The organism is Clostridioides sp. ZZV15-6597, from assembly GCF_020657815.1.
In the GTDB taxonomy this organism is placed as follows: domain Bacteria; phylum Bacillota; class Clostridia; order Peptostreptococcales; family Peptostreptococcaceae; genus Clostridioides.
On record NZ_JAGWCT010000104.1, the window covers coordinates 1 to 14,272 of the forward strand.

Sequence of the window (14,272 nt, forward strand, 5' to 3'; positions counted from 1 at the left end):
ATAAATTATTACATAAGTAAATAAATCTTTAGAAAATATAAAAATTTTATATAAAAATTCAAATAATTAATGAATATTAAAAATTTTAGATATATAATAAAATAAGAGTATATTTTAGTTTATATAAAAGCTGGTATTGCAATAGATTAAAGCCTTATACACGTTTAGTTTTTAAAGAAATCTGAGTTATTATGAAAACCTAGGTTAATTTATTAAACAAATAATTGAATAAAAAAAATTTATTATGTATTTATAAAATTTTTGTTACAAATTTAGCATAATATAGTATACTTTAAGTGTGTATTAGGTTAAATCTATAACAAATTATACGTATAATATAGGTTTTAATATTTGTTGGAATTTAAAAGTAATTTGTTAATATCAACTATTTGTAATTTGGGCAGTTATAATTATTTTACAGGGGGGATGTCCAATACAAAACATTTAATCGAGAACTAATATTGTATTATAATTAGAGTTATAGTGTTGTGTGGTTATGTTTTAATTAAATTTAAAGTGGGAAAAATATATTTGTTAGAATGGAGAATAGCGAGATGAGTAATAAAATAGTTAGTAAGAGACAATTAACAGATAGTATTTATTTGATGGAAATAGAGGCTCCTAGAGTTGCAAAATCTTCTCAGCCTGGTCAATTTATAATAATTAAAAATGACGAAAAGGGAGAAAGAATTCCTCTTACAATAGCTGATTATGATAGAGAAAAAGGAACAGTGACTATCGTATTCCAAACAGTTGGTGCTTCAACTAAGAAATTAGCAATGTTTGAAGAAAACGATTTTGTAATGGATTTTGTAGGGCCACTAGGACAAGCAAGTGAATTCATACATGAAGATATAGAAGAATTAAAAAATAAAAAAATCCTATTTGTAGCTGGTGGAGTAGGTTCTGCTCCAGTGTATCCACAAGTTAAATGGTTTAAAGATAATGGATTAGATGTAGATGTAATAATTGGTGCAAGAACTAAAGAATTAATCATATTAGAAGATGATATGAGAAAAGTAGCTAAAAATGTATACATATCAACAGATGATGGGACATATGGATTTGATGGAAGAGTTACAGATTTATTAAAAGATTTAGTTGATAATCAAGGTAAAAAATATGACCAAGCAATAGTAATTGGACCAATGATAATGATGAAATTTATGTGTCAATTGACTAAAGAATTAAACATACCTACTATAGTAAGTTTAAATACAATAATGATTGATGGAACAGGTATGTGTGGCGGTTGTAGAGTTAGTGTTGGAAATGAGACTAAGTTTGCATGTGTAGATGGACCTGAATTTGATGGACATTTAGTTGACTTTGACCAAGCGATGAGAAGACAATCTATGTATAAAACTCAAGAAGGAAGAGCTATGCTAAAACTTGAAGAAGGCGACAGTCATCATCATAGTAATTGTGGATGTGGAGGTAACAAATAATGGATGCTAAAAAAGTAAAAGTACCAGTTAGAGAACAAGAACCTGCTGTAAGAGCAACAAATTTTGATGAAGTATGTTTAGGATACAATAAAGAAGAAGCTATGGCAGAAGCTAATAGATGTCTAGGATGTAAAAAACCAAAATGTGTAGGAGGATGTCCAGTAGGAATTGATATCCCAGGATTTATAACAAAAATTAAAGAAGATGATATAGAAGGTGCTGCTAAAGTAATAGCTAAGAGTAGTTCACTACCTGCTGTTTGTGGTAGAGTATGCCCACAAGAAAGTCAATGTGAAGGTGTATGTATACTTGGAATAAAATCAGATGCAGTATCAATAGGGAAATTAGAAAGATTTGTAGCAGATTGGTCAAAAGAAAATGATATAAACTTATCTGATACAGAACCTAAGAAAAATCAAAAAGTAGCTGTAATAGGAAGTGGTCCAGCAGGTCTTGCTTGTGCTGGTGATTTAGCTAAAAAAGGATATGATGTAACAATATTTGAAGCAATGCATGAACCAGGTGGAGTTTTAACTTATGGAATACCTGAATTTAGACTTCCAAAACAAGCTGTTGTTCAACCTGAAATAGATAATATAAGAAAATTAGGTGTGAAAATAGAAACTAATGTAATTGTTGGTAAAACAATTACAGTAGATGAACTTATAGAAGATGAAGGATTTGAAGCTATATTCATAGGCTCAGGAGCTGGTCTTCCTATGTTTATGAATATACCAGGAGAAAATGCAAATGGAGTATTTTCTGCAAATGAGTTTTTAACTAGAGTAAACTTAATGAAAGCTTATAGAGATGATTATGATACACCTATTAGTTCTGGTAAAAAAGTTGCTGTAGTTGGTGGTGGAAATGTTGCTATGGATGCTGCTAGAACTGCATTAAGATTAGGTTCAGAATCATATATAGTTTATAGAAGAAGTGAAAAAGAGCTTCCAGCAAGAGCTGAAGAAGTACATCATGCAAAAGAAGAAGGAATTATATTTAATACATTGACAAATCCTAAAGAAATTTTAGTAGATGAAAATGGATATGTTAAAGGTATGGTTTGTATAAGAATGGAATTAGGAGAACCAGATGATTCTGGAAGAAGAAGACCTATAGAAATAGAAGGTTCTGAATTTGTACTTGATGTAGATACAGTTATAATGTCACTTGGAACAAGTCCAAATCCATTAATATCTTCTACAACAAAGAGTCTTGATATAAATAAGAGAAGATGCTTAATAACAGATGAAAGCGGTCAAACTTCTAAAGAAGGTGTGTTTGCAGGTGGAGACGCTGTTACTGGAGCAGCAACAGTAATATCTGCAATGGGTGCTGGTAAAACTGCAGCAGCTTCAATAGATGAATATTTAAAAGCAAAAGTTAATGCTTAATTTGTAAATTAAATATACCAAGTTAGAATAATTTCTAGCTTGGTATATTTTTTTTGAAAATTATATAATAAAGTCACAGTTATTGTTGTAATATTTATCACTAAGCAACATAATTTTGTTTAATTATGGTAAAATAATATCGAATAAAGATTTTATAAGGGGGGAATAATGTGTGGTTGGCAGAATCAGAGTTATCAAACTTGACATTAGAACTTATATCTAAAAAGAATATTTTGGGTATAACTGTTGCATATATTGGTACAACAGACATTGAAAATGTAAGCATTTTAGATGAAGCAAGTATAAATTACTTAAAAAATAATATCCCATCATTAGAATATAGGCCATTCCTATATAAAGTTGAAAAATCAAATGTGCCAGTTTTAAATTATGAATCTTGTATAAGGGATTCATATAAATTTAAAGAAAGAATACTTTTGGATTATTCATATAGAGTAATGTCACAAGTTATTAAAGAGCCGATTGAGTATGTATTACAATAGTATAATTAATGGTGTTTAAATATGAGAAAAAGAGAAAAAATATTTGATGGATTAGTTTTTAGGTATATATTAATTTTATTGATGTTATTAATTTTAATTGATTTTACAAGTACAATTATATATGCAAGTAATTCTATGGAGGTTACTTCTAAAAATATGATTGAAGCCTCAAAAAGAGAATTAGAAAATTATTTAAGCGTCAATGCATCCTTATTAAAGGCTCTTAGTCAAGACGATAGATTTTCTGATGACAGAATCTCTCTAATTGAAAAAGGTAAGTTATTAAGACCTTATCAAAAACAATATAATCTTTTTATGCTTGGAATAACTGATGCACAAGGAAATACTTCAAGTACATATAGAGAAAGGGTTGGGACAATAAAAGACCGAACGCATTTTCAGAAGGTACTAGAAACAAAAAAAATGGTGATTTCCGATATTACAGTTAGTAAGGTTACAGGGGATAAAGTATTTATTATATGTGTACCTATTATAAAAAATAATGAAGTAAGTGGAACTATTTTTGCTTCCTTTTATTTTCAAGATGTAAATAAGATAGTAAGTAGAACTAATTCTGATGATTCTATTAAATTTTTAATGGTAGATAAAAACTATGCCATTATTTCTCATCAAAATAAAGATTATGTCTATAATAAGACAAATATGTTTAGTGTAGAAGGAAATATTATAGGGAGCAGTAAAAACGAAATTTTAAAAAATATAGATGAGAAACGTCAAGGTGGTTTTTTATCATGGGATAATTGGAAGTTATATAGTGCAAGATATATGAGTATCAAAGGAACTGATTGGACATTAATCTCAAGTTGTGATGTTTTTAAGAACTTTAAAAGCTTGATAATTGATTTTATAATCAAGTTATTTTTCTATATATTAATATTTTTGATATTGTGGAAATTAAGTAATGTTACACTAATAGAACAACTTAAAAAATTAGCTTACTATGATTCCTTAAGTGGAATAAAAAACAAAGAAAAATTTAAAAAAGATTCTATATATATTTTACATAATTACTATAAAGATGATTTTTACTTAGTTCAATTAGATGTTAATAAATTTAAATACATAAATGAGATGTTTGGTTATGCTGAAGGAAATAAGATATTAGTACATATTGCAAATGTGTTAAAACACAATACAAACAAATATGAACTTTGTGCTAGAATGGATAATGACCACTTTATATTATTAATTTCCTGCAATACTGATGTTGACCTTTTAAATAGACTATCTAAAATAAATAATGAAATATGCAGTTTAAGTACTAGTAATTCCTCAAAATATAAAATTGTTATGTCAAGTGGTATATATAAGATAAATAAAAGTGATGATATACAAAAAATTGACTTGTTAATTGATAGAGCGAATATTGCTGCAAAAACAAAAAAAGATAAGTATGAGCATTCATATTCATTTTTTAATGAAGATACAAGAAATCGATTATATAGAGAAAAGAAATTGGAAGATAATATGAATAAAGCTTTGGAAAAAGGAGAGTTTGTAGTATATTATCAACCAAAATATAGTTTAAATGATGGAAATGAAATTGAAGGAGCAGAAGCTCTAATAAGATGGAATAATCCAGATATGGGATTTATTTCACCTGTAGATTTTGTACCTTTATTTGAAAGAAATGGTTTCATTGTAAATGTTGATATGTTTGTATTTGAAGAAGTATGTAAGACCTTGAGAAAGTGGCTAAACAAAGGTTATAATCCTGTGCCAATCTCTGTGAATATATCTAGAGTTCATTTACACAGAGATAATTTTATAGAAAATATTACTGAATTGATAAATAAGTATAATATATCACCTAAGTTTATAGAACTTGAATTAACAGAAAGTGTTGTATTTGATAATTTAAATATATTGATTGATATAATTAAGAGGCTTAAAAAGATAGGATTTCTTATATCAATGGATGATTTTGGCTCAGGATATTCATCTTTGAATCTATTAAAGGACCTTCCTTTTGATATTTTAAAATTAGATAGAGTTTTTCTAATTGAGACAACAGATACAAAACGTGGAAAAATTATTATCTCTAAGATAGTAGAAATGTCAAAAGCGATTAATATTAAAGTTATATGTGAAGGTGTAGAAACCAATGAGCAAGTAGAGTTTTTAAAAGAAATAGGATGCGATAAGGCTCAAGGTTATTTATTTGCTAAACCAATGGTACTTAGTGAATTTGAAAAGCTTTTAAAATTTTAGTTGAATTAATTATTAATACTAATTAGTTTGTTGGTACTCTAACAATTAACTTACAAATATGTAAGTTAATTGTTAGAGTATTTTTATGGTTAAAATGATATATTCACGATAGTATATTAATATAGTAAAAATAAAAAAGTAATGGAGAATATAAAATGAACATATTAAGTATTAAAAATATATCAAAAACATATTATGGAAAAGTTCCATATAAAGCATTAGATAGTATTAATTTAAGTATAGAAAAAGGTGAATTTGTAGCTGTTATGGGTCTATCTGGAAGTGGGAAATCTACTCTTTTAAATATAATATCTACAATTGATAAGCAGAGTGAAGGTCAAGTTATATTAAATGGACAGGATACAAGTAGATTAGAAGGAGAAAAATTAGCTGAATTTAGAAGAAAACAACTTGGTTTTGTATTTCAGAATTTTAATTTGATTGACACTTTGACAGTTGGTGAAAATATAATGTTGCCACTTACACTAGATGGTAGAAATGTAAAAAAAATGAACAGGGAAACTAAAAATATATCTGAATTTTTAGGTATTGATAAAATTTTAGATAGAAGAACTTATGAGATTTCAGGAGGACAAGCTCAAAGATGTGCAATTGCTAGAGCAATTATAAATAAGCCATCATTACTTCTTGCAGATGAACCAACAGGGAATCTTGATTCGAAATCCACTGATGATGTTTTAGAGTTATTTACTAAGATAAACAAAGAACAAAATGTAACTACACTTATGGTAACTCATGAAGCATATAGTGCAAGCCATTCAGATAGAGTCGTTTTTATAAAGGACGGATGCATATATACAGAGATAAAGAAATCAGGCACAAATAGTTCTTTTTACAATAAAATACTATCTGTATTGTCTCAAATAGGAGGTGTAAGGTAGTGAATTTTGGAAGATTTGCTTATAATAATATAATTAGAAACTTTAGAGCATATTTAGCGTATTTTTTAAGTTCAATTTTTTCTATAATGATATTCTTTGTATTTGCAGTATCTATGTTTCATCCAATTATAACTGATTCTGGAATCCAAAGTGGCTCTACTGCATTTATGGCTCTTATGACTTCAGAATTAATAATATTAGGATTTAGTCTACTTTTTATATTGTATTCTTTAGGAAATTTCTTAAAATCTAGATTAAGGGATTTTGGAGTTATGATGATAGTTGGAATGAGTAATAAACAACTGAAAAGATTGATATTGATTGAAAATTTAATAATAGGATTATTAGCAATAATATTAGGAATACTTTTAGGGCTATCTATTTCTAATCTATTTTTATTGTATTTAGGTAAAATATTTTATATGAACTTGACAGAAAGTTACTTTCCAATAAAAGCGATACTAATGACAATTATATCTTTTATGTTGTTGTTTTTGATAACAGGACCACTTAGCTTAAAATTGTTAAACAAAAACAATATTTTTGAACTTTTAGTAGGTACAAAAAAACCTAAAAAAGATATAAAATCTTCAAGATTATTTGGGATACTTGGCATAGTATGTCTTATGATAGGATATGCTATGATACTATTTGGTAATAAGTTAAATATAAATGAAGGTATGTACACGATAGCACTGTTGATTACGCTAGGAACGTTTTTATTTTTTTCTCAGTTTAGCATTTTAATATTAAAGCATATGAAAAATAAAGAGAAGTTTTATAAAAATAAAACAAATATGTTGCTTATAAGTAATTTAGTATATAAGATGAAAGATAATTCTCTATTGTTGTTTTTAATGACAATACTTTTATCTGGAACCTTAGTAGCATTTACAACAACTTCAACGCTTGTAACTTCACAAGGTAAATCCTCTAAAGAGAATTTTCCAATGGTTTACTCATATTTTTCAGAAGATAATAATAACAAAGAATATGAAGAATTAAAAGAAATTAGAAATACAATAAAAGAATATGATTATAAGGAATTAAGTTTTCCTATGCTTGAATATAATAATGAAGTATTATTAAGTATAAGTAACTATAATAAATTATCAAAACAATTGGGATTAGATAAAATTAATCTAAAGAAAAATGAGGGAATTATAGTCCCTAGATATAATTCAAAAGAGCACATAAATTCTTTAAAAGATATTAAATCTTATAAAATAAGAAATGTAAACATAAACATAAACATAAAGATAAAAGAATCAACAGATAGGATAATTTTTCCTACAGGTATGTTTAGTAAAATTATAGTTATACATGATAATTTATATAATAATATACAAAGTAAGTTTTCAAAAATAAATTTTTATGGATTTGATTATGAAAACTGGCAAAATAGTGCTGATATAACTGAAGCGTTAAAAGAAAAACATTTTAACCTAGATAGAAATGATATAAAGTCATATTTTTTAACTTTACCAGATATGTATTTAGTTGAGTTACAGCAAAGTAAAATTCTTCACTTTATGGGTATTTTCATAGGTGTTATTCTGTTTATGGCAGTTCTTAGTTTTTTGTATTTTAGACTATATACAGATGAACCTTTTGATAAGGTTAAATACCACAATCTATCAAAAATAGGTCTATCTTTTAAAAATATGAATAAGATTGTTAGTATAGAGATAGGCATACTATTTTTTGTACCTTTTATTATAGCTATTGCAAATAACATATTTTCTTTACTCTTTTTAAATAGTGTACTAAATAATAGTTTTAACTTAAAAAATGTGGGTATATTATTAGTGCTCTCAGGTATATATTCACTTTATTTTCATTTGCTAAAGAAATTTTATATTAGAAAAGTTTGGTTTTTTGATTAAAGTGGTATATAATATATATTATAGAAAATTAATATTTAAAAAGTAGTTAATATTAAGGGAGGGCATATGCACCTCCCTTGTAATATGTGGAAAATTAAATATTAGAAGAAGGAGGAGACTTGATGGATAATCAACAATTATTAGGAACAGAACGAATCAGTAAATTACTACTGAAATACTCTATACCAGCAATAATAGGTATGCTGGTAAATAGTCTATATAATGTGGTAGACAGAATTTTTATTGGGAACATACCAGGGGTTGGACCACTTGCAATAACAGGTCTTGGTGTTACGATGCCAATAATGACAATAATACTTGCATTTGGTATGTTGATAGGAATAGGAACAACAACGACTATATCAATAAAACTTGGGCAAGGTAAAGTAGAAGATGCAAGAAGACTTATAGGAAATGCAATGACATTAGCTGTAGTTACAGGAATTATAATAATGGTACTTGGGATATTATTTGCAAATAAAATACTTACGTTATTTGGAGCAAGTGAAAATACACTAATATATGCAAAGACATATATAAATATCATCTTATTAGGAACAGTAGTAAATCTTCTATCCTTTTCTTTAAATCACTCAATAAGAGCTGACGGTAGCCCTAAGATTTCAGCAGGAATAATGATAATAGGATGCCTAACTAATATAGTTTTAGATTGGATGTTAATATTTGGATTCAATATGGGAATACAAGGAGCTGCAATTGCTACAGTAACTTCTCAAGCTCTTACAGCTATTTTAACTATAGGCTACTATATAAGTGGAAAATCAAATTTAAAATTCAGTAAATCTCATTTAAAATTAGATAAAAGATTAGTAAGAGCAGTCTTTGCGATAGGTATGTCACCATTTGCTATGCAACTTGCAGCAAGCTTAGTTCAAGTAATATCAAATATTGCTCTTAAAACTCATGGTGGAGATTTAGCTATAGGAGCTATGGCTACAATTTCTTCTATAGCAATGGTATTTTTAATGCCTATCTTTGGAATAAATCAGGGAGCGCAACCCATTATAGGTTTTAACTATGGGGCTGAAAAATACGATAGAGTTAAAAAAGCATACTTAGGTTCATTGGTAGTAGCTACTATAATTTTATGTATGGGTATGGTAGTAATTATGCTTTTCCCAGAGGCAATTATAGGAATATTTAATAAAGACGCTGAACTTATGAGTATATCTGTAGATGGTTTAAAAATATATCTACTTATGTTACCAATAGTAGGTTTATCAATTACAGGAACAAACTTTATACAATCTATAGGTAAAGCAAAAATGGCAATGTTATTAAGTCTTCTAAGACAGGTAATTTTATTGATACCAGCAGTAATAATTCTTCCTACATTCTTAGGTTTAAAGGGTGTATGGACAGCTCAACCAGTATCTGACTTTATAGCCACAGTAATTACAGGTGTAGTAGTATTTAGAGAATTGAAAAGATATACACCTAAAAGTGAACGATTAAGCGAAATAACGACCGAATAAAAAGTATAATTTCAGATAAATAAGTAAAAAATTGTAAAAAATACAATTATATGATAAAATAAAACCGCTGTCAAAAAGAAGAGAAATTCTAATTATGGAGTGATTTTATGGAATTTACAAAAAAAAGCAAATTAAAAAATATGTATGTAAACATGAATGTAGCTAGAATGTTGTCTAAGATAAATGAGTATAAGGGTAGACAACTGCTTTACAAAAAACAACCGAAAGAAATTTTAGAAAGTCTAGAAAAAAAATCTTTAGTAGATTGTTCAGAATCTACATATATTGGAAATCAAAAAGAAAGTAATACTTTTAATTTAGAAAAATTAATAAGTAATGAAGTCACACCTAAAAGTAGAGAAGAGTTAAGTATTGTTGAATACAGAGATGTAGTAAAAACTATTAATAGTGCTTATGAGAGTATCCCAATAAGCTCACAAACAATTCTTGAACTTCATGGATACTTATATAAATTTTCATCTACTAGAGGGGGAAGCTATAAATCAGAGAGTGGATTTTTTGAATACAATTTAAAAAATAGTGACTTCATGAATGGTGACGCAAGTGTTAATAAGGTTGAAAAAGCCGTAGAAGAAATATGTGAAGCTTATAATACATTGATAGATGAGGATGAAATTGATATATTAATATTAATTTCTGCATTTGTGTTAGATTTCATATTGATACATCCATTTAAAGAAGGTAATATAAAAATGGCAAGAGTACTTATATTATTGCTGTTAAATAAAAGTGGATATGAAGTTGGAAGATATATAAGTTTAGGAAAAATATTTGATGACAGTTCATATGAGTACTATAGTAACTTAAACTATTTGAAGTCCTCTATAGGGAATGAAAAATCAGATATGAATGCTTGGATTGAATATTTTTTAGAAACTATATTGACTGCATATAAGAAGTTAGATGACAGTTTAAATGTATCTGATAAGAAAAGACAGACAAAAACTAGCAGAATAGAAAAAATAATAAATTCTACTCTTGGATATTTTACAAAAGAAGATATAAAGGACCTATGTCCTGATATTCCAGAACCTACTATAAATAGAGTTTTTAATAATCTAAGAAAACAAGATAAGATAGAGGTTGTTGCAAGGGGAAGAAGCGCAAAATGGAAGAAGAAGTATTAAAAAATACTTTAATAATTTTAATGGTATAGTGTCAAAGCACTATACCATTTTTTATTGAAGTTAGAAATTCTAAGAGGAATTTACATAACTTCATAGAATACTTATTTTATCTAAAATATTATAAGTAATTGCTTGATTAGAATTTTAATATATTTAAAATTATATTGTATAATTAATTATATTTTATTCTTGTATTCTATAAATTTACTTTTTAAGATTATTTAAGAAATATATTTCTATTAACTTTATAATTTAACTACAGAATAGAATGGTTATTTTTGTGAAATAATAATATAAAAATAATCTTAGGAGTGAGCTTATGAAAAAAAAATTATTATATATAAATGTGAATTCAAAACCAGAAGATTTATCTTCAAGTAAAACTGTAGCAAGAAAGTTTATCAATAAATTTATGGAAAAAAATAAGGATTTTGAAGTTGAAGAAGTAGACCTTTATAAGGAGCATATACCAAGATTGGAATATCAATACTTTGAAAAGAGAAATAGTATAGTTAGTGAAGAAGCTGCTAAGCAATTAGATGATAAGGATAGAAAAGAACTTGCAAAAATTAGAAGTCTTTGTGACCAATTTGTGAGTGCAAGTGTATATGTAATAGCAGCTCCTATGTGGAGTTTATCTTTTCCAGCCCCACTTAAAGAATATATAGATTGTATAATTCAAGATGGAAAAACTATATCTTTTGAAGGTGATGATAAACCACAAGGAATACTAAATGATATTGATAGAAGTATGGTATATATACAATCTTCAGGTGGACATATACCATGGGTACTAAAGCCAGTTATGAATAAAGGATTAAATTATGTGGAAAGTATCATGAAATTTATAGGAATCAAAAAATTTGATGAATTATTAGTAGATGGAACTGGAACTAGTGAAGAAGAAAGACAAAGTGCAATAGAAAAAGCATCTGAAAAAATAGAAGGTATAATTGATTCTTTGAAGTTTTAGTTATAATATTTTATTTTATTGAAAATATAAAGGAAAAACCTCTCTTAATGTAGAAACTTATATTGAAGGAGGCGAAAATCATGCGAGAAGAAAAAAGTAATGAGAAGTATGATTGTTATTGGTGTAATCAAGAAAATAATTTCCATGTAGAGATAAAAGACAATGTAGTGATGATAGATGATGGCACTGGTATACTTAAACAAGCCGTTTTCATAGGGTATAAACAAATTCAAGTTAATTTGAATTGTTCACATTGTCAAAACTTAAACAGAATAAAATTAAATTTGTAAACTTTAGATATGGAGATTCTTGAAAGAGTTAAAAATAGAAAGTATTAATATTTAGACTGAAAATTATATTGTATACAATAATAATTAATTTAAGTTACATTGTATTTTAATATTTATTTTCAGTCTTACTTTATTAAAATTATTTTTTTGGAGTATCTTGGAAAAAAGTATCTACTATTTTTTCCGAAATACTTTTTAATTGGTCAGCCATTGAAGTTAAGCTTAGTAAGGCTATCAATAAATCATCTTTATTTTCTGGATTAATAGTGATATTTTCAAAATTAGACTCTATAAAGTTTGGCATATTATTTCTTTGCCTTTCTTTTATTGATATAAACTTTTCATAACATGCCACTAAGTCTTCTCCACTGAAATCCTCTTTTTCGTATACACCATTTAAGATTCTTTTAATCTCTTGTATTGTAAGTGTATTTTTCATAGAATAAATGATTATCATTTGTAAGATTTGTTCTTTGGTATATTTTTTTCCCTTAATAGGTTTGATTAATCCTTCTTTACTATAATTATTTATCATTGTTTTAGTGAGAATTTTTTCATCCTCAAATCTTTTATTGGCAGAAAGTTTATTGTCAATTAGAGAAATAATTTGATCCATATATAGGTCAATAGATGGAATATCATTTGAAGTTATATCTGTATTATTTAGCGTTTCTAGTATTATGGTATTTAATTCATTGTTCATCATATGTTACCTCCATAATATCTATAATACACTAATTTAGAAAATAAAACAATATTAATGGTTGCAAAAGATATATAAAGTGGTATAATTAAATATATAATATAGTATTAAAAACTATATATAAAATGTAATTTTTAAAATACATAATTGTAGGAGGACGAAATGTATCAATTTTTTTTAAAGGGTAGAGACCCAATAAGTAGTTTAACTCATTTTATAGGGGCTTGTTTATCTCTTATAGCTACTATAATTTTAATTTTTCAATCTATATCTTTACAACAAACTTCTTTTTTGATGATAGTGTCTGTGTCTGTCTTTGGATTATCTTTAATTGCTCTTTATAGTGCAAGCTCATATTATCATTTTTTAAAAGGTACACCAGAACAAGAATTATTTTTCAGAAAAGTAGACCACGCAATGATTTATGTATTGATTGCTGGTTCATATACACCAATATGCTTGTATTTTATGCAAAAAGAAGAGGGAATAATATTTACTACAGCAATATGGATAGTTGCATTTATTGGCATAGTAATAAAAATATTTTGGATGGATGCACCTAGATGGTTGTCTACAAGTCTATATTTACTTATGGGGTGGGCAATTGTCTTTGATATAAATGCATTTAATTCAATTCCTAAGGATTGTCTTAACTTATTAATAATAGAAGGTGTATCTTACTCTATAGGTGCAGTTATTTACATTATTAAGAAGCCAAACATAAGTCCTGAATTTGGATTTCATGAGATATTTCATATTTTTATTATGTTAGGTTCTTTATTCCACTTTTTGGCTGTTTTATTGTATGTTTTATAGTTTAAAAATCCAGTTAATTGATACTAAAAATTCTACAATGAAGAAAATAAAAAGAACTGTCTTATATAGAATGTATCTTCTATTATAAGACAGTTCCTTATTATAAATATCAAATTATATTTATAATAACTTGTTTATAAAAATAGCATATTCAAAATGTCTATTCCATAATTCCTTTAATGTACTTCTCATTTACGACATATAGTTTGAATTTATGTACTATAATTATATCCTCTAAATTCTCTGACACACTAACAATTCTAACACATTTATTTCTAATTTCCACAGGCAAATCTAAATCATTTGTTAAATTTACATAGTCATCATATTTATACATAAAATCATCCCTTTACATTAAGATATACTTATTATACTATATTTTAATAAGTTTTTTTAAATTATTACAATTTTTCCCGAAATTTCATTTTTTATACACAAAATTTCCAAATTAAGTAAAGATTAAATATCTAACTGTACAAAT

Annotated in this window: 13 protein-coding genes; 11 read left to right on the forward strand and 2 right to left on the reverse strand. The window is 26.6% G+C overall.

Annotated elements, in window-relative coordinates; translation table 11 throughout:
* The first annotated feature begins 554 nt into the window (after nucleotides 1-554).
* The 10 genes from KGF52_RS17310 to KGF52_RS17355 all read left to right on the forward strand — a co-directional run bounded on the left by KGF52_RS17310 (nucleotide 555) and on the right by KGF52_RS17355 (nucleotide 12,272).
* Nucleotides 555-1,448, forward strand: coding sequence for a sulfide/dihydroorotate dehydrogenase-like FAD/NAD-binding protein (locus KGF52_RS17310; protein ID WP_227432921.1), 894 nt, complete (start codon nucleotides 555-557; stop codon nucleotides 1,446-1,448).
* Nucleotides 1,448-2,842, forward strand: a complete 1,395-nt coding sequence (gltA, locus tag KGF52_RS17315; RefSeq protein ID WP_227827392.1) for an NADPH-dependent glutamate synthase — start codon at nucleotides 1,448-1,450, stop codon at nucleotides 2,840-2,842. Before KGF52_RS17310 ends, gltA begins: the two co-directional genes overlap by 1 nt.
* A gap of 170 nt (nucleotides 2,843-3,012) precedes the next feature.
* Entirely contained in the window at nucleotides 3,013-3,345 is a 333-nt protein-coding gene (locus tag KGF52_RS17320) for a hypothetical protein (RefSeq protein ID WP_227841035.1), read from the forward strand.
* A 21-nt stretch (nucleotides 3,346-3,366) separates the two neighbouring features.
* The gene (locus KGF52_RS17325) at nucleotides 3,367-5,577 is read left to right on the forward strand and encodes an EAL domain-containing protein (protein ID WP_227827394.1); all 2,211 of its coding nucleotides are present in this window, start codon (nucleotides 3,367-3,369) and stop codon (nucleotides 5,575-5,577) included.
* A 155-nt stretch (nucleotides 5,578-5,732) separates the two neighbouring features.
* Nucleotides 5,733-6,479, forward strand: coding sequence for an ABC transporter ATP-binding protein (locus KGF52_RS17330; RefSeq protein ID WP_227827395.1), 747 nt, complete (start codon nucleotides 5,733-5,735; stop codon nucleotides 6,477-6,479).
* A complete protein-coding gene (locus KGF52_RS17335; RefSeq protein ID WP_227841036.1) occupies nucleotides 6,479-8,365 on the forward strand; it encodes an FtsX-like permease family protein in 1,887 nt (628 codons plus the stop codon). Before KGF52_RS17330 ends, KGF52_RS17335 begins: the two co-directional genes overlap by 1 nt.
* A 122-nt stretch (nucleotides 8,366-8,487) precedes the next feature.
* Nucleotides 8,488-9,861, forward strand: coding sequence for an MATE family efflux transporter (locus tag KGF52_RS17340; protein ID WP_227827397.1), 1,374 nt, complete (start codon nucleotides 8,488-8,490; stop codon nucleotides 9,859-9,861).
* Between the two features lie 107 nt (nucleotides 9,862-9,968).
* Nucleotides 9,969-11,009: a Fic family protein gene (locus tag KGF52_RS17345; protein WP_227827398.1), complete on the forward strand. Its 1,041-nt coding sequence runs from the start codon at nucleotides 9,969-9,971 to the stop codon at nucleotides 11,007-11,009.
* Nucleotides 11,010-11,328: 319 nt separating this feature from the next.
* The gene (locus KGF52_RS17350) at nucleotides 11,329-11,982 is read left to right on the forward strand and encodes an FMN-dependent NADH-azoreductase (RefSeq protein WP_227827399.1); all 654 of its coding nucleotides are present in this window, start codon (nucleotides 11,329-11,331) and stop codon (nucleotides 11,980-11,982) included.
* A gap of 80 nt (nucleotides 11,983-12,062) precedes the next feature.
* The gene (locus KGF52_RS17355) at nucleotides 12,063-12,272 is read left to right on the forward strand and encodes a hypothetical protein (protein WP_227432931.1); all 210 of its coding nucleotides are present in this window, start codon (nucleotides 12,063-12,065) and stop codon (nucleotides 12,270-12,272) included.
* A gap of 139 nt (nucleotides 12,273-12,411) precedes the next feature.
* Here KGF52_RS17355 and KGF52_RS17360 read toward each other — a convergent pair whose 3' ends face one another.
* Nucleotides 12,412-12,978 carry a DUF1836 domain-containing protein gene (locus tag KGF52_RS17360; RefSeq protein WP_413894777.1) on the reverse strand — a complete coding sequence of 189 codons (567 nt, stop codon included), beginning with the start codon at nucleotides 12,976-12,978 and terminating at the stop codon, nucleotides 12,412-12,414.
* A gap of 159 nt (nucleotides 12,979-13,137) precedes the next feature.
* Here KGF52_RS17360 and trhA point away from each other — a divergent pair, with 159 nt between their 5' ends.
* On the forward strand, nucleotides 13,138-13,791 hold the full coding sequence (trhA, locus tag KGF52_RS17365) for a PAQR family membrane homeostasis protein TrhA (protein WP_227432934.1): 654 nt from the start codon (nucleotides 13,138-13,140) through the stop codon (nucleotides 13,789-13,791).
* A gap of 160 nt (nucleotides 13,792-13,951) precedes the next feature.
* Here trhA and KGF52_RS17370 read toward each other — a convergent pair whose 3' ends face one another.
* The gene (locus KGF52_RS17370) at nucleotides 13,952-14,128 is read right to left on the reverse strand and encodes a hypothetical protein (RefSeq protein WP_003420092.1); all 177 of its coding nucleotides are present in this window, start codon (nucleotides 14,126-14,128) and stop codon (nucleotides 13,952-13,954) included.
* Between the last annotated feature and the right edge of the window lie 144 nt (nucleotides 14,129-14,272).